A 22946-nucleotide genomic window follows, 5' to 3' on the forward strand; every position below is an offset into this window, starting at 1 on the left:
CCGACTGGGGGACGCGGCATGAACGAGCGCCCTCCAGCCCCTGAGCTCGACGCGGTCCCGGTCACCTCGCCGGCGGCGGGCCCGGTGAGCCTGCCGCTGCCGGGTCCCATCGGCACCGGCCGGCTGTCGCCGTTGAACCGCCGGCGGCTGGCGAACTTCAAGGCGAACCGCCGCGGCTACTGGTCGTTCGTGCTGTTCTGCCTCCTGTTCGTCACGAGCCTCTTCGCCGAGTTCATCGCCAACGACCGGCCGATCGTCGCCTCCTACAAGGGCGCGATCCTGTTCCCGATCGTGGTCGATTATCCGGAGGAGACGTTCGGCGGCTTCCTCGCCCGCACCGACTATCGCGATCCGGTGATCGCCAAGGAGATCGCGCAGAACGGCTGGGCCGTCTGGCCGCCGATCCGCTTCTCCTACAACACCCACAACCTCGACCTGCCGGTGCCGGCCCCCGCCCCGCCGACCTGGCTCCTCTCGGATGCCCAGTGCAAGACCGTGGCGGAGAAGACCGGCGGCACGACCTGCAGCGACATCGAGTGGAACTGGCTCGGCACCGACGACCAGGGCCGCGACGTCGTCGCCCGTCTGCTCTACGGCTTCCGCCTCTCGGTGCTGTTCGGCCTGACCCTGGCGCTGGTCTCCTCGGTGGTCGGGGTGCTGGCCGGCGCGGTGCAGGGCTATTTCGGCGGCTGGGTCGATCTGGTGTTCCAGCGGGTGATCGAGATCTGGACCGCGATCCCGTCGCTCTACCTGCTCATCATCATCTCGTCGATCATCACGCCGAGCTTCTTCGTGCTGCTCGGGATCCTGCTCCTGTTCTCGTGGGTGTCGCTGGTCGGCGTGGTGCGGGCGGAGTTCCTGCGCGCGCGCAACTTCGAATACGTGCGGGCGGCGCGGGCGCTGGGGCTTTCCAACGCCCGCATCATGTTCCGCCACCTCCTGCCCAACGCCATGGTGGCGACGCTCACCTTCCTGCCCTTCGTGCTGAACGGCTCGATCACCACGCTCACCTCCCTCGACTTCCTCGGCTTCGGCCTGCCCCCGGGCTCGCCGTCGCTCGGCGAGATGCTGGCGCAGGGGAAGGCCAACCTGCAGGCGCCGTGGCTGGGGCTGACCGGCTTCGCGGTGATCGCCGTGACCCTGAGCCTGCTGATCTTCGCGGGCGAAGCGGTGCGGGACGCGTTCGATCCGCGGAAGACGTTCCGGTGAGGAGGGTTTGCTGACGGATCCCGTTCGCCTGAAGCGGGATTGAACAGCCTCCGCGTCATTCCGGGGCCGCGCAGCGGAGCCCGGAATCCAGAACCGCAGGTGTTTCAAGACGAGGCGGATCACGCTCCGCTGGGTTCTGCACCGCCTGAGTGTCTGGATCCCGGGCTCCGCTTTCGCGGCCCCGGGATGACGCGGAGGTTAAAGAAGACCCGGGAGAGCAAATCGCCCCTGAAAGCTTACTTCGCCGGATCGACCAGCGTCAGCTTGCCCTCGAACGGCTTGTCCTGCTTCGACGTGGCGGTGCAGCCATATTTGTACTCGCCCGGCGCGATAGTGCGCAGGCGGATCTCGCCCTTGCCGTTGGCCTTGACCAGGTAGGCGTCGTTGCTCGCCACGTGCACCACGTCGCCGTCGTGGTGCAGCACGTTCTTGTTCTGGAAGATCTGCGGCGCCGTGAGCGAGACCTGCTCGTTCGACTGGTTGGTGACGTGCAGGTCGACGTTGGTCTGGGCCGGCAGGCGCAGCTCGGCGGGGGCGCAAGCCGGCACGCCGTTCTCGGTGGTGATCGTCACCTCGACCGGGGGCATCGCGTCGGTCTTGGGCGGCGGCAGGTCGTTGGCGGCGCGGGCCCCGCCCGACAGGGCGACGGCGAGAAAGGCGGTGGCCGCGGCGGCGCGGAGGGAGATGGTCATCGGGGTCGGGCTCCTCTCGGAGGTCAGAACGAGGTCGAGGCCAGAACGCCAGGTTGCGCCCAATGTTTCCTCGCGCATGCCGATCATCCCGCGACCGATTCCCGCCGGGGTGGCTGCCGAGGCCGGCAGTCTCGCGCAGAGCGGGCAAGCGACGACAATCCTCTTCGCTCCGGGCCGATCGGAGACGAAGCATCTCCGGACGAAGCGGAAATTGCCACGCTTCCTCCATTGCGCCGGCGCTGCGTTGCAGCAAGGATGGCGCCCGAACGACGACAGGGATGCCCCGATGATCATCGACCGCCGCGACGCCCTCAAGCGGGCCGGCCTCCTCGCGCTCGGCACCGCGGCCTGGAGCCCGGCGGCCCTGACGCGGGCGCTCGCCCAGGGTGCCGCGGCCCAGGGCGCCTCTCCTCGGCGCGGCGGCGTGCTGACGGTGCAGCTCAACGGCGAGCAGCGCGTGCTCAACCCGGCGATCCGCGCCTCGACCGGCGTCTACGTCATCACCTCGAAGATCGTCGAGCCGCTGGTCGACCTCGACCAGGACGGCAAACCCGCAGGCGTGCTCGCGACCGCGTGGGAGGCGGCGCCCGACGGCAGGACCGTGACCTTCCGGCTGCGCCAGGGCGTGACCTGGCACGACGGCAAGCCCTTCACCTCCGCGGACGTGCAGTACACCGCGATGGAGATGTGGAAGAAATACCTGAACTACGGCACCCAGCTTCAGCTCTACCTGGAGGCCGTGGACACCCCCGATCCCCACACGGCGGTGTTCCGCTACGCGCGGCCGATGCCGTTGAACCTCCTGCTGCGGGCGCTGTGCGATCTCGGCTACGTCGCGCCCCGGCACGTCTTCGAGGGCACGAACGTCCTCGAGAACCCGGCCAACACCGCGCCGATCGGCACCGGGCCGTTCAAGTTCGTCAGCTACGAGCGCGGCCAGCACGTCATCGCGGAACGCAACCCGACCTACTGGCGCGAGGGTTTCCCCTATCTCGACCGGATCGTCTGGCGCTTCATCACCGACAAGGCGGCGGCCTCGGCGGCGCTCGAGACCGGCCAGGTCCAGCTCTCGACCTACAACGCGCTCGCCCTCGCCGATCTCGACCGGCTGAAGTCGGACAAGCGCTTCACCGTGTCGAGCAAGGGCCTGGAGGCCAACGCCTTCAACAACACGCTGGAATTCAACACCCGGCGCAAGGAACTGGCCGACGTGCGGGTGCGCCGGGCGATCGCCCACGCCATCGACGTGCCGTTCTTCATCGAGAACTTCATCTACGGCCTCGGCCAGCCGGCGACCGGGCCGATCCCGTCCTCCTCGACCGCCTTCTACCCGAACAATCCACCGCCCTACGCCTTCGACCCGAAGAAGTCGGCGGCGCTCCTCGACGAGGCCGGCTTCAAGCGCGGGGCGGGCGGCACCCGCTTCTCGCTCAAGCTCGTGCCGATCATGAACGGCGAGGACGTGCCCTTGCTCGCCACCTTCATCCAGCAATCGCTCCAGGCGGTCGGGATCAAGGTCGACATCGTCAATCTCGACACGGCGGGCGCCCTCTCCACGGTCTACCGCGACTGGAACTTCGACCTCGCCACCGGGTGGCACCAGTACCGGGGCGATCCCGCGGTCTCGACGACGGTCTGGTACCGCTCCGGCTCGCCGAAGGGCGCGCCCTGGACCAACCAGTACGGCTGGCAATCCGACCTCGTCGACCGCCTCACCGACGAGGCCGCGAGCGAGCTCGATCCGGAGAAGCGCAAGGCCCTCTACGCCCAGTGGGTGAAGGCGGTGAACGACGAGATCCCGGTCTGGATGATGACCGAGCGCACCTTCCTGTCGGCGACGAGCAAGCGCGTGCACGGCGACCACAACACCCCGCGCTGGGGCTCGGGCGACTGGCACGACGCGTGGATCGAGGGGTGAAGCCTTTGTTCATGAGGCGCGAGGCCCACCGATGACCATCCTCCTCCTCGCCCTCCGCCGCCTCGCCGCCAGCCTGCCGACGCTCCTCGTCATCCTGGCGGGGCTCTTCCTTCTGCTCCAGCTCGCCCCCGGCGACACCGTCGACGCGCTGATGGCCCAGATGGGCGGCGGCGACCCGGCGACCGCCGACGAGCTGCGCCGCTATTACGGGCTCGACCTGCCGGCAGCGGCCCAGCTCGCCCGCTACCTGTGGCGGCTGGTGCAGCTCGACCTCGGCCAGTCGGCGATCTACGGCAAGCCCGTCGCCACGGTGATCGCCGAGCGGCTGCCCGTGACCCTGCTCCTGATGGGTGCCTCCCTCACCCTGGCCTTCGCCGGCGGCACGCTGCTCGGCATCCTGGCGGCGCGGCGGATCGGGCAATGGCCCGACACCCTGATCTCGACCCTCGGCCTGATGTTCTACGCCACACCCTCGTTCTGGTTCGGGCTGATGGGGATCGTCTTGTTCGCGATCCGCCTCGGCTGGCTGCCCGCCGGCGGCTTCGAGGAGGTGGGCGCCGGTTATACCGGCCTCACCCGGATCCTCGACATCGCCCGCCACCTCGTGCTGCCGACCCTGACGCTCGCGCTGGTCTTCCTCGCCACGTACCTGCGGATCATGCGCGCCTCGATGCTGGAGGTGATGAGCCTCGACTACGTCCGCACCGCCCGGGCGAAGGGCCTCGGCGAGACCGGCGTGATCGTGCGCCACGCCTTGCGCAACGCGCTCCTGCCCATGGTGACCCTGGTGGGGCTCCAGGCCGGCACGATGCTCGGCGGCTCGGTGGTGGTCGAGAGCGTGTTCGCGCTGCCGGGCCTCGGGCGGCTCGCCTACGAATCGGTGGTGCAGCGCGACCTCAACACCCTGCTCGGCATCGTGTTCGTGTCGGCGCTCCTCGTCATCACGGTCAATTTCGTGGTCGATCTGGTCTATGGCCGGCTCGATCCGCGCATCGCGGCGGGGCGCTGACGCGATGGCGGCCGTGACACGCTACCTGCGCAATCCGGCGGCCTTGCTCGGCGCCGTGCTGCTGCTCCTCGTCGTCGCGGTGGCGCTCGCCGCCCCCGTGCTGTTTCCCAAGGACCCGCTCGGCCTCGCCGGCCGGCCGCTGCAATGGCCCTTCGTCAATCCGAAGGTCTGGCTCGGCACCGATGCGAGCGGGCGCGACATCGCCGCCCAGGTCTTCCATGGCGCCCGGGTGTCGCTGCTGATCGGTCTCGTCGCCACGGTGATCGCCATAGCGATCGGCATCGCGGTCGGGGCGGTCGCGGGCTTCTACGGCGGGATCGTCGACGACGCCCTGATGCGGGTGACGGAGGCGTTCCAGACCCTGCCGAACTTCCTGCTGCTCCTCGTGCTCGTCGCGGTGTTCGGCTCGGACATCACCACCGTCACGGTGGCGATCGGCCTCGTCTCCTGGCCGGCCCCGGCCCGACTGACGCGGGCCGAGTTCCTGACCCTGCGCAACCGGGAATTCGTGCAGGCCTGCCGGGTGCTCGGCATGGGCGACGCCCGGATCATCGCCCGGGAGATCCTGCCCAACGCCCTGCCGCCGGTGATCGTCTATGCCAGCGTGGTGATGGCGGTGGCGATCCTGCTCGAGAGCGCGCTCGCCTTCCTCAACCTCTCCGACCCGAACGTCGCCTCCTGGGGCAACCTGATCGGGGCCGGGCGCGGCGTGCTGCGCACGCAATGGTACGTCTCGGCGATCCCCGGCGTCGCGATCCTGGTGACGGTGCTCGCGGTGTCGCTGGTCGGCCAGGGCCTCAACGACGCCCTCAACCCGCGCCTGCGCGGCCCTGCCCCGGTGAAGGCCGCGTCATGAGCGAACTCCTCACGGTCCGGAGCCTCTCGGTCCGCCTGCCGCCGGGGGCCGACCGCAGCCACGCGCTCACCGATGTCTCCCTGTCGCTCGCAGGAAACGAGATCCTGTGCGTCGTCGGCGAGTCCGGCTCGGGCAAGTCGGTCCTCGCCAACACGGTGATGCGGCTGCTGCCCGCGGGCGTGCGGCCCGATGCCGGACAGGTGCTGTTCCGGGGCCGCGACCTCGTCGGGGCCTCCGAGGCCGAGATGCGGCGTCTGCGGGGTGCTGCGATCGGCATGATCTTCCAGGAGCCGATGACGGCCCTGAACCCCCTGCGCCGGGCCGGCGACCAGATCGCCGAGACCTTCCGCATCCACACGACGCTCAGCGCCCGCGCGATCCGCGAGAAGACCCTGGCGCTGCTGACGGAGGTGCGGATGCCGGATCCGGCGGCGGCGCTCCGGGCCTATCCGCACGAATTGTCGGGCGGGCAGCGCCAGCGGGTGATGATCGCGATGGCGCTGGCCCTGGAGCCGGCTCTCCTCATCGCCGACGAGCCGACCACGGCGCTCGACGTGACGACGCAGGGGCGCATCCTGGCGCTGATCCGCGACATCCAGCGGCGGCGCGGCATGGGCGTGCTGTTCATCACCCACGATTTCGGGGTGGTGGCGGAGATCGCCGACCGGGTCGCGGTGATGCAGGCCGGTCGCCTCGTCGAGGAGGGGCCGGCCGACGCCGTGCTCAACCGGCCGCAGGCACCCTACACGAAGGCGCTGATCGGTGCGGTGCCCCCGCTGCTGCCGCGCCCGCCCCGCCCGGCTTCCGGGCCCGCGATCCTGTCGCTCTCGGGCGTCTCGAAGACCTACCGCAAGGGCGGCGGCTTGCTGCCGGGCCGGGCCCGAGTCACCCACGCCGTCAGGGACGTCAGCCTGTCGCTGCCGCGGGGCACCACCCTCGGCATCGTCGGCGAATCCGGCTCCGGCAAGTCGACGCTCGCCCGCTGCATCGTGCGCCTGCTCGATCCCGACACCGGCACGATCCGCCTCGGCGATACCGACCTGGCAGGCCTGTCGCGCCGGGCGATGCGGGCCGAGGCCCGCCGGGTGCAGATGGTGTTCCAGGACCCCTTCGCCTCGCTCAACCCGCGCCGGCGGGCCGGCGAGCTGGTGGCGCAGGGGCCGATGCTGCACGGCGTCTCCCGCAGCGACGCCCTGGCGAAGGCGCGCGAGCTGTTCGGCCTCGTCGGGCTCGATCCGGTGGCGATGGACCGCTTCCCGCATGAATTCTCCGGCGGCCAGCGCCAGCGCATCGGGCTCGCCCGGGCGCTCGCCCTCGAACCGGAGGTGCTGGTCGCGGACGAGCCGGTCTCGGCCCTCGACGTGTCGGTCCAGGCCCAGGTGCTGGCGCTGCTCGATTCCTTGCGCGACCGGCTCGGACTCTCGATGCTGTTCATCACCCACGACCTGCGGGTCGCCGGGCAGATCTGCGACCGGATCGCCGTGATGAAGGACGGCGCCGTCGTCGAGGCCGGCCCGACGGCGGAGGTCTTCGCCGCCCCGCAGGCCGCCTATACCCGCGCCCTCCTGGAGGCGGTGCCCGGCCGCTCCTGGATTCCCGGCCGCCCCCACGCTCCCGCCGCCTGAGCGCCGGCGGCCTGAAGAGGAAACCCCATGCCCCTCACCCTCGACCATCTCGTCATCGCGGTCGCCGATCTCGACGCGGCCTTCGCGGATTATGCCAGCCTCGGCTTCACGGTGATCCGCGGCGGCGAGCACCAGAACGGCATCACCCACAACGTGCTGGTGGTGCTGGAGGACGGCGCCTACCTGGAACTGATCGCCTTCAAGGCGCCGGAGCCCGGCAACCGCTGGTCCGAGGTCTACCACCGCGCCGGCGAGGGCTTCCTCGACCACGCGCTTCTGCCCTCCGACATCGAGGCCGACGTGAAGGCGGCGCAGGCGCGCGGGCTCGACATCGCCGATCCTCAGCCCGGCGGCCGCTTCCGGCCGGACGGCGCCCGCCTCGACTGGAAGACCGCCCGGGCGCCGGGCTCGGACGTGCCGTTCCTGTGCGGCGACGTCACCCCCCGCGCGCTTCGCGTGCAGGAGGGCGACGTGCGCCGCCACGACAACGGCGTCACCGGAATCACGTCCGTCACGGTAGCAGTGCGCGACGTCGAGGCCTCCCGCACCCGCTACGCCGCCCTGCTCGGCACCGGGGCGGAGGCGCCGGTCGTCGAGGCCGAGATCTTAGGCGGCCCGGCCCGCGCCGTGACCCTGCCGCTCGGCCCGGCCACCACCGTCACCCTGGCGAGCCCGGCGGGAACGGACGGGGCGCTGGCCCAGGCGCTCGCGGCCCGGGGCGAGGGCCCGGTCGCGGCCGTGTTCCGGGCCGCCGCGGGCGCCGGCGACCTCGACCTGCGCCTCACCCACGGGGCGCGGCTCGCGATCGTGGCGGGCTGATGCTCCCGATTGGGTGATGCCTTCGGCGGCATCCGTCACTATACCCTGGTGCTGCGCTGCAAGGGCAGGATCCGGGATCGGCCCGTCCGCCGCACCGCAGCGCTCGCGCGGCGTGATGCCGTTCCGCCGCGATGCCCTATATCGGGTCGGGCGCGGGATCGGGCGCCGCGTCCCGCGCGGACGGCCACGCCCTCGCGAACAGGGCGGATCCGCCCGCTCGTCCTCGCTCCGATCCCGCATGATCCCCTCCGCCGATCCGTCCCAGGTCGACTCGACCGCCCACATCATCCAGGTGGCGCTGACGCCGGTCTTCCTGCTCTCCGGCATCGCGACGCTGCTCAACGTCTTCTCGACCCGCCACGCCCGCGTCGCCGATCAGGTCGAGAAGCTCTCCGACCGCGCGAGCGAGCGGCCGGGCGACCAGGCCCGGCTCCGGGACCTGCGCCGGCGCAGCCTCGCCCTCGACGTGGCGGTGGTGATCGCGGCCCTCGGCGGCGCCGCGATCTGCGGCGCGGTGCTGACCCTGTTCCTCGGTACCCTGCGGGACGCCGCGGTGGCGAGCGTGCTGTTCTTCCTGTTCGGCACCGCGATCGTCTGCACGCTCGCCTCGCTCACCGCCTTCGCGGTCGAGATGACGCTGGCGAGCCGCACGGTGCGCACCGAGGTGGCCGAGCAGCAGCAGGAAGACGAGGAGACCACGCCGGAGCGCGCGACGCGCTGAAGGCGCGGAACCGTCGCGGACGAGCCCGGTTCCCCCGAGGAACCCCCTCCCCCGCCCCCGGAGCCCGCCATGCCGACCGAACTGCCTAACGAGCGCACCTTGCGCGAGCCCGGTACGATGGAGCTCGATCCATCTGGCGACGGCGTCGCCCTCGACGAGACTCGCCGGCTGATCGCCTCGAACAAGGTCGAGGGCACCGCCGTCTACGACCGCAAGGGCGAGCATCTCGGCAGCGTCTACAACTTCATGGTCGACAAGGTCACCGGCCAGGTCGCCTACGCTGTCCTGTCCTTCGGCGGCTTCCTCGGCTTCGGCGAGAGCTACCATCCGGTACCCTGGAAGGCCCTGACCTACGACCTGCGGCTCGGCGGCTACGTCATCGACATCGACGCCGGCACCCTGGCGGAAGCGCCGCGCCACGGCCCGGACGAGGACCCGTTCACCGATCCCTCCTATGGCGGGCGCCTCGACGATTATTACGGCGGACGTGCCCCGACGATCTGACGATCTGTTCGTCCCCCCGCGACCTCACCCTGAGGCGCGACCGGAGGGAGCCTCGCAGCAGGCCTCCAGGAACCTCCGAGACTTCTGAAGCCCTCCTTCGATCCTCGATCGTGCGCGATCTCCGATCGCTGACACCTCAGGATGAGGTCGAGGGTGGGATGGGCGACATAGGACGAGTCAACGAGCGTCGAGGCGGCTGTGACGGAGGTGGCAAGAGACGAGCAGGAGGCGCCCGCCGGCGAGGTCGCCCGCGGGGCGGGCTTCGCGGTGGCGCCCGGCACCGCCAAGCGCCCCGGGGTGCTGGTGGCGATGCCGTTCGACCGCGCCCTGCTGGCCCGCTTCAAGGAGAATTTTCCGACCGCCCGCTGGCGGCGCAAGATCCGGCGCTGGTTCGTGCCCGGCACCACCGCCGAGCAGCGGGCGGATGCCTGGATCGCCCGGGAGATCTCCGCGCTCGATGCCTACGGCGACGACAAGGGCCGCGACGCCTACGCCTTCGAGCCGCTGGAGAGCCCCTACCTCGCGGCTGAGACCGACGCGCTGGTGGTCCGCACGCCCTATTCGCGCGTCGTCGTCGACACCCTGCGCACCATCCCGTTCGCCGCCTGGGCGCCGGAGATCCGGGCCTGGCGGGTGCCCTGGCGCTCCTACGAGGTGCTGAAGGAGGCGTGGCCCGTGATCGAGGCGGCGGCGGCCGCGAACGAGCCGGCGGCGCGGCGCGCCCGGCGCGAGGCCGCCCGCGACCCCGCCGCCGAGGCGGAGCGCCGGCGCCGACGCCACCCGGTGCCGCGGAGCGATCCGCCGCCGCTCGGTGCCGCGGTGGAGGTGGCGGAGGCCGGAATCGTGGTGTTCGAGGCCCTCGACGATGCCCCCATCGCCGAGACCGGGGCGCTCGCCCATTACCCGGCGATCACCGCGCCGGGGCCCCTGGTCTGGGGCTGGTGGCGAATGCCGACATTCGGAGAGATCGCCGAGGTGGTGCCGGCGGCGGCGCCCGACGCGCCCGGCCGCGGCTGGTGGCCGGCGACCCGCGCCGGCCTGGAAGAGCGCCTGCGGCGCCTGCGCGAGACCGCCCGGGCTCAGGAGACCCGGGCCGCGAAGGCGCGCGCGAAGCAGGGCGCCGCGGAACCCGAACCCCGCTAGAACTTGGCCGCTAGAACTTGCCGCCGAGGCCGACCGAGCCGCCCGACCCGATGGTGGGCGACAGGCCGCCGCCGCCGCTGCTGGCGCCGCCCTCGCCCTCGATCTCCTCGCGGCGGATGCGCCGGGGCGGGGCGCTCAGGGTGTCGCCGCTCGCGCGGGAGTTGGTCGGGACGTTGAGGCGGCGGGTCGGCTCGGTCGCGGCCTGGGCGAGGTCGCCGCTGCTGCGGGCTGGCAGCTTCACGTCGCCGCGCAGGGACGGCGGCGGGCCGACGTCGCCCGCCGGGAGCACGCCGCCGACCTGGCCGAGGGGATTGTTGATGCAGCCGCCCGCGAGCGCGGCCACGGCCGCGACGAGGCAGGCTCTGGACAGGACGGACATCGGCACTTCCCGGGTTCCTTCAGGACCGCCCCGCCGGCCGGCGGGGAACGGCGTTGACGAACCTCTAACGGCCGAGGCGCTCGAAGGCCAGCCGCACCGCTCAGCCAGCACGGAACCCCGGCGCTTTGCCCGGCTTTCGTGCTCGGCTGCAACAGACGAGACTCCCGCCATGATCCGCCACCTGATCTTCGACATCGACGGGACCCTGCTCGACAGCGTCGACCTGCACGCCGAGGCCTGGGCGGAGGCGTTCGCCGCCTTCGGGATCACGGTCTCGGCCGAGGACGTCCGCAGCCAGATCGGCAAGGGCGGCGACCAGCTGATGCCGGTCTTCGTGCCGAAGGAGCGCCTGGAGCGCGAGGGCGAGAAAATCGAGAAATTCCGCTCCGAACTCTTCGCCGAGACGTACCTGCCGAAGGTGAAGCCGTTTCCCGGCGTGCGGGCCCTGTTCGAGCGCCTGAAGGCGGAGGGGCACGTCCTGGCGCTCGCCTCCTCCGGCAAGGCCGAGGAGGTGGAGCGCTACCAGGAGATCGCCGGCATCCGCGACCTCGTCGATGTGGCAACCAATTCCGACGAGGCCGAGCGCTCGAAGCCGCATCCGGACATCTTCGAGGCGGCGCTCGATCGGCTCGGCCGCCCGCACCGGGGCCAGGCGGTCGTGATCGGCGATTCGCCCTACGACGCCGAGGCCGCGGTGAGGGCCGGGCTGCCGGTGATCGGCGTCCTGTGCGGCGGCTTCCCGGAGGCGCGGTTGAGCGAAGCCGGCTGCACCGCGATCTACCGCGACCCGCAGGACCTGCTCGACGGCTACGCGAGCTCGCCCCTGCGGCGCGGGATGCCGTAACGCAGCACCATCTTGCCGGATGGGAACGGGCATGCGAATCGTGCGGCGCTCCACGCCGACAGGATTGCGTCCATTGCCCGGCCCGCGCCGCCTCGCCGCCCTGCCCTTGGCCGCCGCGCTGCTCTTGGCCGCCGCGCTGCTCTTGGCCGCCGCGCTGCTCTTGGCCGCCGCGCTGCCGCTGGCCGTCGCGCTGCCGACGACCGCCCTCGCGCAGCAGCCGGCGGCGGCGGCGAACGCCGACGCGTCGGATTTCGCCCGCCTCGAGGCGGCTCAGAACGCCGCCAATGCCGCACCCGGCCCGCGCACCGTGCCGGGCCGGCGCATCCCGGTGCCGGGCACGGTGAGCCCCGAATTCCAGGCGGCGATCGCGGCGCCCTACCGGAGCCCGGCCTGGAACGCCGATCCGGGCAGCGCGGCGGAGTGGAAGGCGCTGGTGGCCAAGCTCGCGGCCCAGACCGCCGCGCCCCTTCCGGCCCTGCGCGAGCGCCTCGGCGTCGTCTCGACTCCGGAGGTGATCGGCGGGGTCAAGGCCTGGATCATCGCGCCGAAGACGGTGCCCGAGCGCAACCGCCACCGGCTGCTCGTTCACATCCACGGCGGCGGCTACGTCTACAACCCGGGCGAGGCCGGCACCCTCGAGGCGGTGCTGATGGCGGCCTTCGGCGGCTTCACGGTGATCTCGTTCGATTACCGCATGCCCCCGGACGCGCCCTACCCGGCGGCGATGGACGACGCCATGGCGGTGTGGAAGGCGGCGCTCGCCCTGCAACCGGCCGAGAACATGGCGGTGTTCGGCACCTCGACCGGCGGCGGCATGACGCTCGCCCTGATGCTGCGGGCCAGGCGCGAGGGCGTGCCGCTCCCGGCCGCGATCGCGCCCGGCACGCCGTGGTCCGACCTGACCGAGACCGGCGACAGCTACAAGGCCAACGAGTGGCTGGACAACGTGCTGGTCTCCTATGACGGCGTCCTGACCCGGGCGGCGAGGCTCTACGCCGCCGGCCACGACCTACGCGACCCCCAGCTCTCGCCGATCTACGGCGACCTGCGCGGCCTGCCCCCCACCATCCTGACCACCGGCACCCGCGACCTCTTCCTCTCCAACACCGTGCGCACGCACCGCAAGCTGCGCCAGGCCGGCGTCGACGCCTCGCTCCAGGTGTTCGAGGGCATGAGCCACGCCCAGTACCTGTTCGACCCGGACGCGCCGGAGACCCGCGAGGTCTTCACCGAGATCGCCGCCTTCCTCGACAAGCACCTGGGCACGGCGGCAAAGAAGCCGTGACGGGACGCCCCCTCGAGCCCCGCCCGGACTGCACGGACGCGGCATGGACCGTGACCTCGAAGGGAGCGGGCCACCGCGGCCGGGAGAGGCTCGGACCGGGAGGGCGCTCCCTCGGGCAGATCGCGCCCGGCGTTCCCGGGGCTCGCTGACGAGACCCCCATCCGCGACGATCGAGCGGAGATGCGCCGGCTCGTCCGGTACGCGCCGAGAGGCCCTGCCGTCACCAGCGTAAAACAGATCTAACATCCTGTCCGGCCATGAGCGCGACAGCTGGAATATGCGCTCAGAAGGACGAAGCAGGGCGAAGTGCGGGACTATTTTCCTGTTACGTCTTGCATCCGCATGGTCTCTCACGTCTCCAAGGCCGATGGAATGGCCGAAGATGGTATTGATCTTATATAATATAATACCGATTATTTTTCGTCGGCAACGGTAGAACCAAAACAGCCACTCCCTCTCTTGCGGCCTCTCGCGTACCTGAGCAAGCCAAAGCACCGATCGTGGAGCGCCGGAGGGTCATTCCTACGACACGCAGAACGCAAGAATCCTCGCTTTGGAGGACTTCATTATCAAAAAAATAGCAAATGCCTGCGCAATTTATTTAGCGAGCCATTCTTTGGATCGTTTCATGTCATTGACTGACGAGAGCGGCAGCGTCGCGGTCATCATCGCGGTCGCGTTACCGGCCCTCCTGATCGGAGTTGGTGGAGCGATCGAGGCATCCCGTGCCGTTGCTTATCGGCAGCGCTTGACGAGCGCCGCTGAACTGGCTTGCCTCCAGGCGCAGGCCTATATCAACGCCCGTAAACCGCAGGACACGAGATCGACCGATACGGCAAAGCTGTATCCGGCCTCCGACATCCAACCGATCGCCGATCGCGTCAAGGTCGCCAAGCAGCTCAATGCAAGCGACGCTCTTATCGCCACCAACAACTCAGACATCAATGTCCATGTGTCGGCAACGGGCAAGATGGACGTCATATTCAGTTCAATCCTGAACATGAAAACGACGAACTTCGCAGTCTCCAGGGATTGCCCGGTCGTATCCGTGACCAGTGCGCTGAGCGCCAGCAACACGCCGCAACTCTTGTTCACCGAATCGTTTGAGAGACCAAACCATAGCGTACAATACAATAACTGGAGCGTTCTCGGCGGAGTCAAAAATAATAACAGCTGGAATGGCTGGACAACGCAAAATGCCGGGATCGAAATCAACGGTCAGCGCGAGTTGGCGAGCAACGTCATCCGCTTCGGAGATTTCTTCGCGGAACTGGATAGCGACTGCAATACATCGGCGAATGCGGGAAACAAGAATTGCCGCTCGAACTCGACAATGTCGCGCACCATGGATCTGACGCCAGGCAACTATCAGGTCAGGTACTGGTACATCGCGCGACAGAGAGATCCGAGCCAGCCAGGAAGAGTCATCTGCGGCTCGAAGGATAGCGACGTGTCGTGGTATCAGGTCGACGGACAGACCAATCGCATCGAGGTCTACATCGAAAAATCCGGCAATTATACCTTTGCTTCCTCTTCCATGGTCGATGTCTGCGTGCAGTCGGATGCGTGGACGGAACGGGTCATCAATTTCGTCGTTCCAGGCAACCCGACATCGAACGCGGTCGAATATCGGATCAGCTGGAGAGCAGCCGGCAGGGAGGACACTTACGGCGGCTTGATCGACTACTTGCGCATCTGCCGCAATTCCTGTCCCAGCTGAGGCGCAGGATGATGTCGCGTCATCAACTCCGCATGCTGCTCGAAGGTCAGCACGGGGTCGCCTCGGTCGAGATGGCCTTCCTGGCCTGGCCGACGATCTTCATGATCATCGGCGCCCTGCAATTCGTCATTGCCCAATACACGCAGATGCTGCTCACGAATGCCTTGTACGACTCGGCCTCCACTCCCGAGCTGGAACTTCTGCTTGGCAACGCGGACATGTACAAGTCAACGTTGTGCGGAAAGATCCGCATCATGCCATCGCAATCGTGCAAGTCGCAAATCATCGTCGAAATGATGCGACTGTCCGATGCGCCGACCGCGGCAACGAGCATCACCGGCGCGACGTTCAGCGCGGGCTCGGCCAACGACGCCCTGCTGTTGCGGGCGGCGTTGCCGACTTGGCGCATTCTGCCGCTCATTCCCGCAATCACGGCGCAGTCTTCGGTCGTGTTCCGGCGATGACGGCGACTCATCGCATGCGGGGATTCCGCCTCGTCGACCGTTTCTGCAGAAGCAGGGACGCAGCGATGGCCGTGGAATTCGCCCTCCTGGCGACGGTCCTTCTGACGTTGTTCGCAGGATTGATCGATCTCATCCAGATATCGGCGATCACCCGCGATATCGAACGCTCATCGACGCAGATCGGCACCTTGATCGCCAGCTGCTCCAGATCGAGCGATCAGAGCTGCACGACCAACACGATGAACACCTACATGGCGAGACAAGCCAATGCCTTGATCAGGTATAGCCAGAACCAGCCAACCGTGAGCATGGCGCAAATCAGCGAGAGCAACAACACGCTCAAGATATGTGCCGGCAACATGACGTATCTCGAATCCGACATCCTGGCCAGCGCCCTTGCCCTCATGGCGGACAAGGACAACGCCATCGTCGTCGTCATTCAAATCAAATATGCCGCTCTATTTCCGTTGATTTCGCGGTATTTTACAGGCAGCACCGGTTACACCATACGCGGATGGACGACGACCGTTCATTCGAGCGGATCGAACGTCTGCTGAGGCGGGACCATGCCTGCGTCGATGGCGGCGGCAGAAGAGGGGTGCGCGTCCCCTCGCCCAACCGCCCTGCACGTGCCGGCGGAACCGACCCACGTCGCTTCGGGTTGGGAAGCGGAATGAAGTGGTCGTGAAGCGAGCCAATCTGCTGACTCGCAGCCGTGACGGCCCGGGCATCGCTGATCCGCGGCTGCGACGACGCCCGGACGCCTCGCGGCGATCACGGGGGTGAGCATGATCCAACAAGGTTTCGCACGTCCCGTCTCACGAATGATTCTGTCATCCTGGTCGGGTCGCCGCACCGCACCGATTCGCGGCAACGCACACTAGATCATCGTGCATTGCACAAGCCCCGACGTGCGCTGGCGCACGTCGACCGTGTGGTCACGCGGCTAGAACCTCCGGCACTGGTGTGGGAAGCGGCCACCGTCTTTGGGTGGTAGGCCGAAACTTTTTCTTGCACGGTGCTGCGCGGTACGGAACTGTACGAGTTCTTCACCGTTACTGGTTCTCAAGCGTGAGTATGCGTACCCCCCACCAGCCACGGGCTCCGCGCCCGGGGGACAATCATGCCCGATTTCGAGTCACGGAACCTCGACGACGCCGAGAGCCTCGCCCGCCTCGCCGAGCTTCTTCACCCCACCAAGGTCGCCCGCACCGAGGCCAAGGCCCGCGGGCGCCGGCGCGCTGCGGCCGGTTTCCTGCCGACGCAGGGCCCCACCCCCACCGGGCAGACGGTACCGGCCCTGCAGGACGCCTGAGCGCAACACCTACCAGGCCTGCGCGGTGATCACCCCTTTGCTGGTCACCACGACCCACGTCCTGCCGCGGCGCTCGATCGCCTCGACCCGTCCGGCACCCGGCAGCGTGTCGCCCGGGCCGACCTCCACGAGGCGTCGGTTGCGATTCTCGATCATCGCCACCCCGTCATAGACGTCGCGCAGCACCCAGCCCTCGATGGTGGCCGGCTTGGCCGCTGCCGGCTTGTCGGGGAGGCTGCCGGTCAGGGCCGGCTCCGCCGCAATGGGCTTCGGGGTCGCCACGGGCGCCGCCGCAACCGGTGCCACGACCGGCGCAGCCGCGACCGGAACTGCCCCCTGACGCTTGTCGAGCTTGTCCATCAGCGCCGCGAGGCGGGCCGCCTGCTCGCGGTCGGCATGGTCCTGACGCTCCGCCATGGCAGTCAGGCGCTCGGCCAGAGCCGCGACCTTGGCCGTCAGGTCGCCGTCCTGTCGCTGCAGCCGCTCGAGGCGTTCGGAGACTTGGCCCAGGCGGGCGCCGGCCTCGGCGCGGCCCTTGTCGGCGGAGTCGTGAGCCTGGATCGTGCGGTCGCGCAGGAGCGACAGATCGGTGGCGAGCCGCGCGGATTCGGCGGTGCCGGCCTCGATCCGGCCGCTGAGCCGCGTCCATTCGGCCTGCGGGATGCCGGTCCCGCCGCCCTGGACGGCTCCCATCAGCGCCACCGTGGCGCCGCCCGCCAGCGCGCCGACGCAACCGGCACAGAGGAGCCCCGCCAGAGTCGTCGTCTTCAGCTTCGGCCACCCGGACAGGCCTGCAAGCTTGCTCCTGGTTTGGCTCTTGGCCTGGCCGGGCGCAGCGCCGTCCGGGACAGCCGCCGTACCGGCCGGAGCCGGCGCACCGGCGACGTCGTTCTGATCCACCATGACCCGAGCTTCCCAGAAATCCAGGAAGAATTGGGTAACCATGTTTGCTTAACCGATGGTTACCACGCGCGCACCGCCCGCGTGGTCTGGCCCGGGCCTCGACGGCCCGGGCCTTCTCTTCGGCTTATGCCAGCACCGGCAGCACCCGCTCGATCTCGGCCCGGTGCGGCTCGAGGAAGGCCGGGAGCTTCAGGGCCTCGCCCAAGGCCTCCGCCGGCTCGTCGGCGGCGAAGCCGGGCGCGTCGGTGGCGATCTCGAACAGCACGCCGCCGGGCTCGCGGAAATAGACCGAGCGGAAGTAGTTGCGGTCGCGCTGCTCGGTCACCTGCAGGCCGAGCGCCCCGGCCCGCTCCGCCATCTCGGCTTGCGCCGCGTCGTCGGCGGCCCGGAAGGCGACGTGGTGGACGGAGCCGCCGCCCGAGCGGCCGGGCAGGAAGTCGCCGACCTCCCGCAGGGTGACGTGGCCGCCGAGCCTGGCCGTGCCGCCGTAGCGGGTGAGTGAGCCCTCCCGCCCCGTCTCCTCGAACCCGAAGACCTCGGTCAGCACCCGGGCGGTGGGGGCGCTCCCTCGCAGCATCAGGGTCACGCCGTGGAAGCCCCGCACCGCGTGCTCGGCCGGCACCTCCGATCCGCCCCAGGCCGGCTCGGCCTCGGCGCCGGCAACGCCGACCAGGGCGAGGCGCATCCCGTCAGGATCGCGGAACGGCAGCACCGTCTCGCCGAAGACCTTGGCGGGCGCCTCGAAGGCGATGCCGGCCGCGACGAGCCGGTGCGTCCAGTAGCCGATCGAGCCCGCGGGCACCCGGAACGCCGTCTCCTCGGTCTGCCCGACCCCGACCCGGCCGGGGGCGACGTGCTCCCAGGGGAAGAAGGTCAGGATCGTGCCGGGTGCGCCGTCCGCGTCGCCGTAATACAGGTGGTAGGTGCCGGGATCGTCGAAGTTGACGGTCTTCTTGACGAGCCGCAGCCCGAGGACGCGGGTGTAGAAGTCGACGTTCCGGCGCGCCGGCCCCGAGATGGCGGTGACGTGGTGCAGGCCGGCGGAGGCGGGGGTGGTTGTGAGGCTCATGGCCGAGAACTCCCGGTGGGCGGGCCGACGGGGGAAGCCGTCGGGATCGCCGCGATGGAGGCAATCTAGGGGTTGCCCCGGCAGCCAGAAATAGAAACAATAGAAATCCATCGTTTCCGGACACGGACCATGCCGCTGCCCGATTTCGAGGCCTGGGCGATCTTCGCCCGGGTGGCGCAGACCGCCTCGTTCTCCCGCGCTGCCACAGAGCTCGGCCTGTCGAAGGCGACGGTGTCGAAGGCAGTGAGCCGGCTCGAACGGCGCCTGGGCGCCTCCCTCCTGCACCGCACCTCCCGACGCCTCGCCCTCACCGAGGCCGGGCGCCTCGCCCTCGACGGCGCCGCCCGCATCCTGGCGGCGGGCGAGGCGGCGGAGGCCGAGGCCCTGGCGCAATCGGCGACGCCCCGGGGCCTGGTGCGCCTCGCCGCCCCGATGTCGTTCGGCCTCGCCCACGTGGCGCCGCTCCTGCCCGATTTCCTCGCCGCGCATCCGGAGGTCGCCGTCGACCTGCACCTGAGCGACGCGCAGGTCGACCTCGTCGGCGACGGATTCGACATGGGGCTTCGCATCGCGGCGCTCGCCGATTCGAGCCTGCGCCTGCGCCGCCTCTGCGCCGTCGGCCGCTCGCTGGTGGCCGCCCCCGCCTATCTCGACCGGGCCGGGCGGCCGGAGCACCCGCGCGACCTCGGGGGCCATGCCTGCCTCGGCTACGCCTACCTGCCGAACCCGGAGCGCTGGCACTTCCACGACGCGACCGGCGCCGAGGCGACCGTGACGCCCGCCGGGCGGCTCAGAGCGAACAACGCCGACGCGCTGACGCCGGCCCTGAGGGCGGGCCTCGGCCTCGCGGTGCAACCGGACTTCCTGGTCTGGGACGACCTGCACGCCGGGCGGCTCGAGCGGGTGATGCCGGGCTGGTCGCCGCCACCGGTCGGGCTCAACCTGCTGATGCCGCCGGGCGCGGCCCGTCCGGCCCGGGTCACGGCCCTGGTGGCCTTCCTGGAGCGCCGACTTGCGGCAGCACCTTGGGCGACCGGCCCCCGGGTCGCCGAACCCTTGGCGACCGACTCGTTCACCAACCCGGGTTACAGAATGCCAAACCCGTAACAATGTAGCTTTACAAGACCGTCGGAATCGCCGAGGGGGCGCATACGACCTTCGTCGTATGCTCCAGGGCGGTGGCAATGCACGCGGCCGTCCCCGTCTTGTTAGACTAGGTCCTTGATTTCACCGCATTTTTTGCATCCGGCCCGGTTCCCACACGGGCCAAAAGGTGCTCTAAGCTCGGTGCGGGGGCCGAGAAGGAAGAATGCGATGAAGTTCCGCGTCGAGGTCGATTGCACCCCGGTCGAGGCACGCCAGTTCGTGGGTCTTCCCAATGTCGAGCCGCTGCAGGCGGCGGTGATGGCCGAGGTCGAGCGGCGCATGATGGCCGAGATGGACCGTTTCTCGCCCGACGCGATCATGCGCAGCTGGTTCACGGCCTTTCCTCAGGGGGCGGACCAGATGCAGAACATGTTTCTCAAGATGTTCCAGCAGGGCTTCGGCGCTTCCCCGACCCCGTCGACCAAGTCCGAACCTTGAACCAAGTCGGAGCCCTGATTTTTTCCGGCCCGGAGACGGTTCCGGGTTTCCGCACTGCAACGACGCGGAGGATGCGGATGCTCAGAACCCCGATCGCTGCCGGATGAGCTAAACCCTTGTAATACCAGTCGGGTTGCGAAAGCATAGCGGTGGCACGAAGGATGCTGACGCCTGCGGCAGCTCGACCCGCCGATCGAGTATGACCTTAGGGAGGACAACGTGGAACGCAGTCGCGATCTCGACCCGATCGAGACCCAGGAGTGGCTCGACTCGCTCGACGGCGTGCTGGAGGTCGAGGGCCCGGAGCGGGCGCACTTCCTCATCGAGCAGGTCATCGAGGGCGCCCGCAAGAAGGGCGCGCCGGTCCCGTACTCGGCCAACACCGCGTATCTGAACACGATTCCGGTCGACAAGCAGGACCCCCATCCGGGCGACCGGGCGATCGAGCACCGCATCCGCTCGGCGATCCGCTGGAACGCCATCGCGATCATCTTGCGCAACAACAAGGACTCGTCGGAGCTCGGCGGCCACATCGCCAGCTTCCAGTCCGCCGCGACGCTCTACGACACCGGCTTCATGCATTTCTGGCACGGCGCCGAGGGCGACCGTGGCGGCGACCTGATCTACGTCCAGGGCCATTCCTCGCCGGGGATCTACGCCCGCGCCTACCTGGAAGGCCGCCTGACCGAGGAGCAGCTGCTGAGCTTCCGCCAGGAAGTCGGCGGCAACGGCCTGTCCTCCTATCCGCATCCCTGGCTGATGCCGGATTTCTGGCAGTTCCCGACCGTCTCGATGGGCTTAGGGCCCCTGATGGCAATCTACCAGGCCCGTTACCTCCGCTACCTGCACCATCGCGGCCTCGCCAACACCGACGGCCGCAAGGTCTGGGCCTTCATGGGCGACGGAGAGATGGACGAGCCGGAGTCGCTGGGCGCGATCTCGCTCGCGGCGCGAGAGAAGCTCGACAACCTGGTCTTCGTCATCAACTGCAACCTGCAGCGCCTCGACGGCCCGGTGCGCGGCAACGGCAAGATCGTCCAGGAGCTGGAGGCCAATTTCCGCGGCGCCGGCTGGAACGTCATCAAGGTCCTGTGGGGCTCCGGCTGGGACCAGCTTCTCGCCCGCGACACCTCCGGCATGCTGGCGCGCCTGATGGAGGAGTGCGTCGACGGCGAGTACCAGGACTTCAAGTCGAAGAACGGCGCCTACATCCGCGAGCACTTCTTCGGCAAGTATCCGGAGACCGCGGCGCTGGTCGCAGACTGGAGCGACGACGACATCTGGCGCCTGACCCGCGGCGGCCACGACCCGAGCAAGGTCTTCGCGGCCTACAGCGCGGCCGTGAAGCACAAGGGCCAGCCGACCCTCATCCTCGCCAAGACCGTCAAGGGCTACGGCATGGGCGAGGCGGGTGAAGCGCAGAACATCACCCATCAGCAGAAGAAGATGGGCGAGGCGGTGCTCAAGCAGTTCCGCGACCGCTTCGGCATCGACCTCAACGACGACCAGATCGCCGAGATCCCGTTCATCCGCTTCCCCGAGGGGTCGCCGGAGCACCAGTACCTGATGGCCCGGCGCAAGGCGCTCGGCGGCCCGCTGCCGGCGCGCCGGCAGACGTCGCAGGCCCTGCAGGTACCGCCGCTCGAGGCCTTCTCGGCGCAGCTGAAGGAGACCGCAGGCCGCGAGATCTCCACCACCATGGCGTTCGTGCGGGTGCTCAACACCCTGCTGCGCGACAAGAACATCGGCAATCGCATCGTGCCGATCGTGCCCGACGAGAGCCGGACCTTCGGCATGGAAGGCATGTTCCGGCAGTTCGGCATCTTCAGCCAGGTCGGCCAGCTCTACCGGCCCGAAGACGCCAACCAGCTGATGTACTATCGCGAGGACGAGAAGGGCCAGATGCTCCAGGAGGGCATCAACGAGGCCGGGGCGATGTCGTCCTGGATCGCGGCCGCGACCTCGTACTCGCATTCCGACGCGCCGACGATCCCGTTCTACATCTACTACTCGATGTTCGGGTTCCAGCGCATCGGCGACCTCGCCTGGGCGGCCGGCGACATGCGCGCCCGCGGCTTCATGATCGGCGGCACCGCCGGCCGCACGACGCTGAACGGCGAGGGCCTGCAGCACGAGGACGGCCACAGCCACCTGATCTCGGCCACCATCCCGAACTGCGTCTCCTACGACCCGACCTTCTCCTACGAGGTGGCGGTGATCGTGCAGGACGGCCTGCGCCGGATGTATGCCGAGCAGGAGGACGTGTTCTACTACATCACGGTGATGAACGAGAACTACGAGCATCCCGGCATGCCCGACGGGGCCGAGGCCGGGATCCTCAAGGGGATGTACCTGTTCCGCGAGGGCAAGGCGGGCGCCAGGAACCGTGTCCAGCTGATGGGCTCGGGCACGATCCTGCGCGAGGTCATCGCCGGGGCCGAGCTGCTGGAGCAGGATTTCGGCATCGCGGCCGACATCTGGTCCTGCCCGAGCTTCACCGAACTCCGCCGCGAGGCGATGGCGGTGGAGCGCTGGAACATGCTCCACCCGACCGAGCCGCAGAAGACGTCCTACGTCGAGACCTGCCTGTCGGGCCGTCAGGGCCCGGTGATCGCGGCGACCGACTACATGCGGCTCTTCGCCGACCAGATCCGCCCCTACGTGCCGGGGCGCTACAAGGTGCTCGGCACCGACGGCTTCGGCCGTTCGGATTACCGGGTGCGCCTGCGCGAGTTCTTCGAGGTCAACCGCTACTGGGTCGCCGTCGCGGCGCTCAAGAGCCTGGCAGAGGAGGGCGCCGTGCCGGCCGCTAAGGTGGCCGAGGCGATCGCCAAGTATGGGCTGAACCCGGAGAAGCCGGCCCCCTGGACGGTGTGAGAACCAAGAC

General features: G+C 69.3%; 22 protein-coding genes. 18 read left to right on the forward strand and 4 right to left on the reverse strand.

Going from position 1 to position 22946, the window contains the following annotated elements; translation table 11 throughout:
* Positions 1-18 precede the first annotated feature (18 nt).
* Positions 19-1209 (forward strand): ABC transporter permease, encoded by a 1191-nt coding sequence (locus tag MFF64_RS12825; protein WP_238191070.1) that lies wholly within the window; start codon positions 19-21, stop codon positions 1207-1209.
* Positions 1210-1445: 236 nt separating this feature from the next.
* On the opposite strand, the gene MFF64_RS12830 is transcribed toward MFF64_RS12825, so the two are convergent.
* A complete protein-coding gene (locus MFF64_RS12830; RefSeq protein ID WP_238191072.1) occupies positions 1446-1901 on the reverse strand; it encodes a cupredoxin domain-containing protein in 456 nt (151 codons plus the stop codon).
* Positions 1902-2187: 286 nt separating this feature from the next.
* Here MFF64_RS12830 and MFF64_RS12835 point away from each other — a divergent pair, with 286 nt between their 5' ends.
* From MFF64_RS12835 to MFF64_RS12870, 8 genes are all read left to right on the forward strand, one after another.
* Positions 2188-3819 (forward strand): ABC transporter substrate-binding protein, encoded by a 1632-nt coding sequence (locus tag MFF64_RS12835; protein ID WP_238191075.1) that lies wholly within the window; start codon positions 2188-2190, stop codon positions 3817-3819.
* Positions 3820-3850: 31 nt separating this feature from the next.
* The gene (locus MFF64_RS12840) at positions 3851-4828 is read left to right on the forward strand and encodes an ABC transporter permease (RefSeq protein WP_099902103.1); all 978 of its coding nucleotides are present in this window, start codon (positions 3851-3853) and stop codon (positions 4826-4828) included.
* Between the two features lie 4 nt (positions 4829-4832).
* Entirely contained in the window at positions 4833-5684 is an 852-nt protein-coding gene (locus MFF64_RS12845; protein WP_238191077.1) for an ABC transporter permease, read from the forward strand.
* Complete coding sequence (locus MFF64_RS12850; protein ID WP_099903415.1) at positions 5681-7309, forward strand: ABC transporter ATP-binding protein; 1629 nt, start codon at positions 5681-5683, stop codon at positions 7307-7309. Before MFF64_RS12845 ends, MFF64_RS12850 begins: the two co-directional genes overlap by 4 nt.
* Positions 7310-7336: 27 nt before the next feature.
* On the forward strand, positions 7337-8128 hold the full coding sequence (locus tag MFF64_RS12855; protein WP_099903413.1) for a VOC family protein: 792 nt from the start codon (positions 7337-7339) through the stop codon (positions 8126-8128).
* A gap of 238 nt (positions 8129-8366) precedes the next feature.
* Positions 8367-8849 (forward strand): DUF2721 domain-containing protein, encoded by a 483-nt coding sequence (locus MFF64_RS12860; protein ID WP_238191079.1) that lies wholly within the window; start codon positions 8367-8369, stop codon positions 8847-8849.
* Between the two features lie 69 nt (positions 8850-8918).
* Positions 8919-9353, forward strand: a complete 435-nt coding sequence (locus tag MFF64_RS12865) for a PRC-barrel domain-containing protein (RefSeq protein WP_238191081.1) — start codon at positions 8919-8921, stop codon at positions 9351-9353.
* Between the two features lie 207 nt (positions 9354-9560).
* Positions 9561-10496 carry a hypothetical protein gene (locus MFF64_RS12870; protein WP_099901316.1) on the forward strand — a complete coding sequence of 312 codons (936 nt, stop codon included), beginning with the start codon at positions 9561-9563 and terminating at the stop codon, positions 10494-10496.
* 10 nt (positions 10497-10506) lie between these two features.
* Here the strand turns inward: MFF64_RS12870 and MFF64_RS12875 are convergent, their stop codons facing one another.
* The gene (locus tag MFF64_RS12875) at positions 10507-10875 is read right to left on the reverse strand and encodes a hypothetical protein (RefSeq protein WP_238191090.1); all 369 of its coding nucleotides are present in this window, start codon (positions 10873-10875) and stop codon (positions 10507-10509) included.
* Positions 10876-11044: 169 nt separating this feature from the next.
* Here MFF64_RS12875 and MFF64_RS12880 point away from each other — a divergent pair, with 169 nt between their 5' ends.
* The 6 genes from MFF64_RS12880 to MFF64_RS12905 all read left to right on the forward strand — a co-directional run bounded on the left by MFF64_RS12880 (position 11045) and on the right by MFF64_RS12905 (position 16503).
* The gene (locus MFF64_RS12880) at positions 11045-11719 is read left to right on the forward strand and encodes an HAD family hydrolase (protein WP_238191092.1); all 675 of its coding nucleotides are present in this window, start codon (positions 11045-11047) and stop codon (positions 11717-11719) included.
* Between the two features lie 136 nt (positions 11720-11855).
* Positions 11856-13004 (forward strand): alpha/beta hydrolase, encoded by a 1149-nt coding sequence (locus MFF64_RS12885; RefSeq protein WP_425324364.1) that lies wholly within the window; start codon positions 11856-11858, stop codon positions 13002-13004.
* Positions 13005-13557: 553 nt separating this feature from the next.
* On the forward strand, positions 13558-14724 hold the full coding sequence (locus MFF64_RS12890) for a TadE/TadG family type IV pilus assembly protein (protein ID WP_238191095.1): 1167 nt from the start codon (positions 13558-13560) through the stop codon (positions 14722-14724).
* Between the two features lie 8 nt (positions 14725-14732).
* Complete coding sequence (locus MFF64_RS12895; RefSeq protein ID WP_238191097.1) at positions 14733-15188, forward strand: TadE family protein; 456 nt, start codon at positions 14733-14735, stop codon at positions 15186-15188.
* A 65-nt stretch (positions 15189-15253) separates the two neighbouring features.
* Complete coding sequence (locus MFF64_RS12900; RefSeq protein ID WP_099901359.1) at positions 15254-15745, forward strand: hypothetical protein; 492 nt, start codon at positions 15254-15256, stop codon at positions 15743-15745.
* 566 nt (positions 15746-16311) lie between these two features.
* The gene (locus MFF64_RS12905) at positions 16312-16503 is read left to right on the forward strand and encodes a hypothetical protein (RefSeq protein ID WP_099901357.1); all 192 of its coding nucleotides are present in this window, start codon (positions 16312-16314) and stop codon (positions 16501-16503) included.
* A 9-nt stretch (positions 16504-16512) separates the two neighbouring features.
* Here the strand turns inward: MFF64_RS12905 and MFF64_RS12910 are convergent, their stop codons facing one another.
* Together MFF64_RS12910 and MFF64_RS12915 are read right to left on the reverse strand one after the other, a co-directional pair.
* Positions 16513-17406 (reverse strand): hypothetical protein, encoded by an 894-nt coding sequence (locus MFF64_RS12910; protein WP_238191099.1) that lies wholly within the window; start codon positions 17404-17406, stop codon positions 16513-16515.
* Between the two features lie 124 nt (positions 17407-17530).
* Complete coding sequence (locus tag MFF64_RS12915) at positions 17531-18475, reverse strand: ring-cleaving dioxygenase (RefSeq protein WP_099907397.1); 945 nt, start codon at positions 18473-18475, stop codon at positions 17531-17533.
* A gap of 129 nt (positions 18476-18604) precedes the next feature.
* On the opposite strand from MFF64_RS12915, the gene MFF64_RS12920 reads away from it, so the two are divergent.
* The 3 genes from MFF64_RS12920 (at position 18605) to aceE (ending at position 22936) form a co-directional block, all read left to right on the forward strand.
* On the forward strand, positions 18605-19582 hold the full coding sequence (locus tag MFF64_RS12920) for a LysR family transcriptional regulator (protein ID WP_099907388.1): 978 nt from the start codon (positions 18605-18607) through the stop codon (positions 19580-19582).
* A 207-nt stretch (positions 19583-19789) separates the two neighbouring features.
* Complete coding sequence (locus MFF64_RS12925; RefSeq protein WP_099907390.1) at positions 19790-20059, forward strand: DUF6489 family protein; 270 nt, start codon at positions 19790-19792, stop codon at positions 20057-20059.
* Between the two features lie 219 nt (positions 20060-20278).
* A complete protein-coding gene (gene aceE / locus MFF64_RS12930; RefSeq protein ID WP_099907392.1) occupies positions 20279-22936 on the forward strand; it encodes a pyruvate dehydrogenase (acetyl-transferring), homodimeric type in 2658 nt (885 codons plus the stop codon).
* Positions 22937-22946 lie beyond the last annotated feature (10 nt).

Source organism: Methylobacterium frigidaeris (genome assembly GCF_022179185.1).
Lineage (GTDB): Bacteria > Pseudomonadota > Alphaproteobacteria > Rhizobiales > Beijerinckiaceae > Methylobacterium > Methylobacterium frigidaeris.

Coding starts and splice junctions, on each gene's coding strand:
- MFF64_RS12825 (WP_238191070.1), top strand. CDS start 19: ATGAACGAGCGCCCTCCAGCCCCTGAGCTCGACGCGGTCCCGGTCACC.
- MFF64_RS12830 (WP_238191072.1), bottom strand. CDS start 1,901: ATGACCATCTCCCTCCGCGCCGCCGCGGCCACCGCCTTTCTCGCCGTC.
- MFF64_RS12835 (WP_238191075.1), top strand. CDS start 2,188: ATGATCATCGACCGCCGCGACGCCCTCAAGCGGGCCGGCCTCCTCGCG.
- MFF64_RS12840 (WP_099902103.1), top strand. CDS start 3,851: ATGACCATCCTCCTCCTCGCCCTCCGCCGCCTCGCCGCCAGCCTGCCG.
- MFF64_RS12845 (WP_238191077.1), top strand. CDS start 4,833: ATGGCGGCCGTGACACGCTACCTGCGCAATCCGGCGGCCTTGCTCGGC.
- MFF64_RS12850 (WP_099903415.1), top strand. CDS start 5,681: ATGAGCGAACTCCTCACGGTCCGGAGCCTCTCGGTCCGCCTGCCGCCG.
- MFF64_RS12855 (WP_099903413.1), top strand. CDS start 7,337: ATGCCCCTCACCCTCGACCATCTCGTCATCGCGGTCGCCGATCTCGAC.
- MFF64_RS12860 (WP_238191079.1), top strand. CDS start 8,367: ATGATCCCCTCCGCCGATCCGTCCCAGGTCGACTCGACCGCCCACATC.
- MFF64_RS12865 (WP_238191081.1), top strand. CDS start 8,919: ATGCCGACCGAACTGCCTAACGAGCGCACCTTGCGCGAGCCCGGTACG.
- MFF64_RS12875 (WP_238191090.1), bottom strand. CDS start 10,875: ATGTCCGTCCTGTCCAGAGCCTGCCTCGTCGCGGCCGTGGCCGCGCTC.
- MFF64_RS12880 (WP_238191092.1), top strand. CDS start 11,045: ATGATCCGCCACCTGATCTTCGACATCGACGGGACCCTGCTCGACAGC.
- MFF64_RS12895 (WP_238191097.1), top strand. CDS start 14,733: ATGATGTCGCGTCATCAACTCCGCATGCTGCTCGAAGGTCAGCACGGG.
- MFF64_RS12900 (WP_099901359.1), top strand. CDS start 15,254: ATGGCCGTGGAATTCGCCCTCCTGGCGACGGTCCTTCTGACGTTGTTC.
- MFF64_RS12905 (WP_099901357.1), top strand. CDS start 16,312: ATGCCCGATTTCGAGTCACGGAACCTCGACGACGCCGAGAGCCTCGCC.
- MFF64_RS12910 (WP_238191099.1), bottom strand. CDS start 17,406: ATGGTGGATCAGAACGACGTCGCCGGTGCGCCGGCTCCGGCCGGTACG.
- MFF64_RS12915 (WP_099907397.1), bottom strand. CDS start 18,475: ATGAGCCTCACAACCACCCCCGCCTCCGCCGGCCTGCACCACGTCACC.
- MFF64_RS12920 (WP_099907388.1), top strand. CDS start 18,605: ATGCCGCTGCCCGATTTCGAGGCCTGGGCGATCTTCGCCCGGGTGGCG.
- MFF64_RS12925 (WP_099907390.1), top strand. CDS start 19,790: ATGAAGTTCCGCGTCGAGGTCGATTGCACCCCGGTCGAGGCACGCCAG.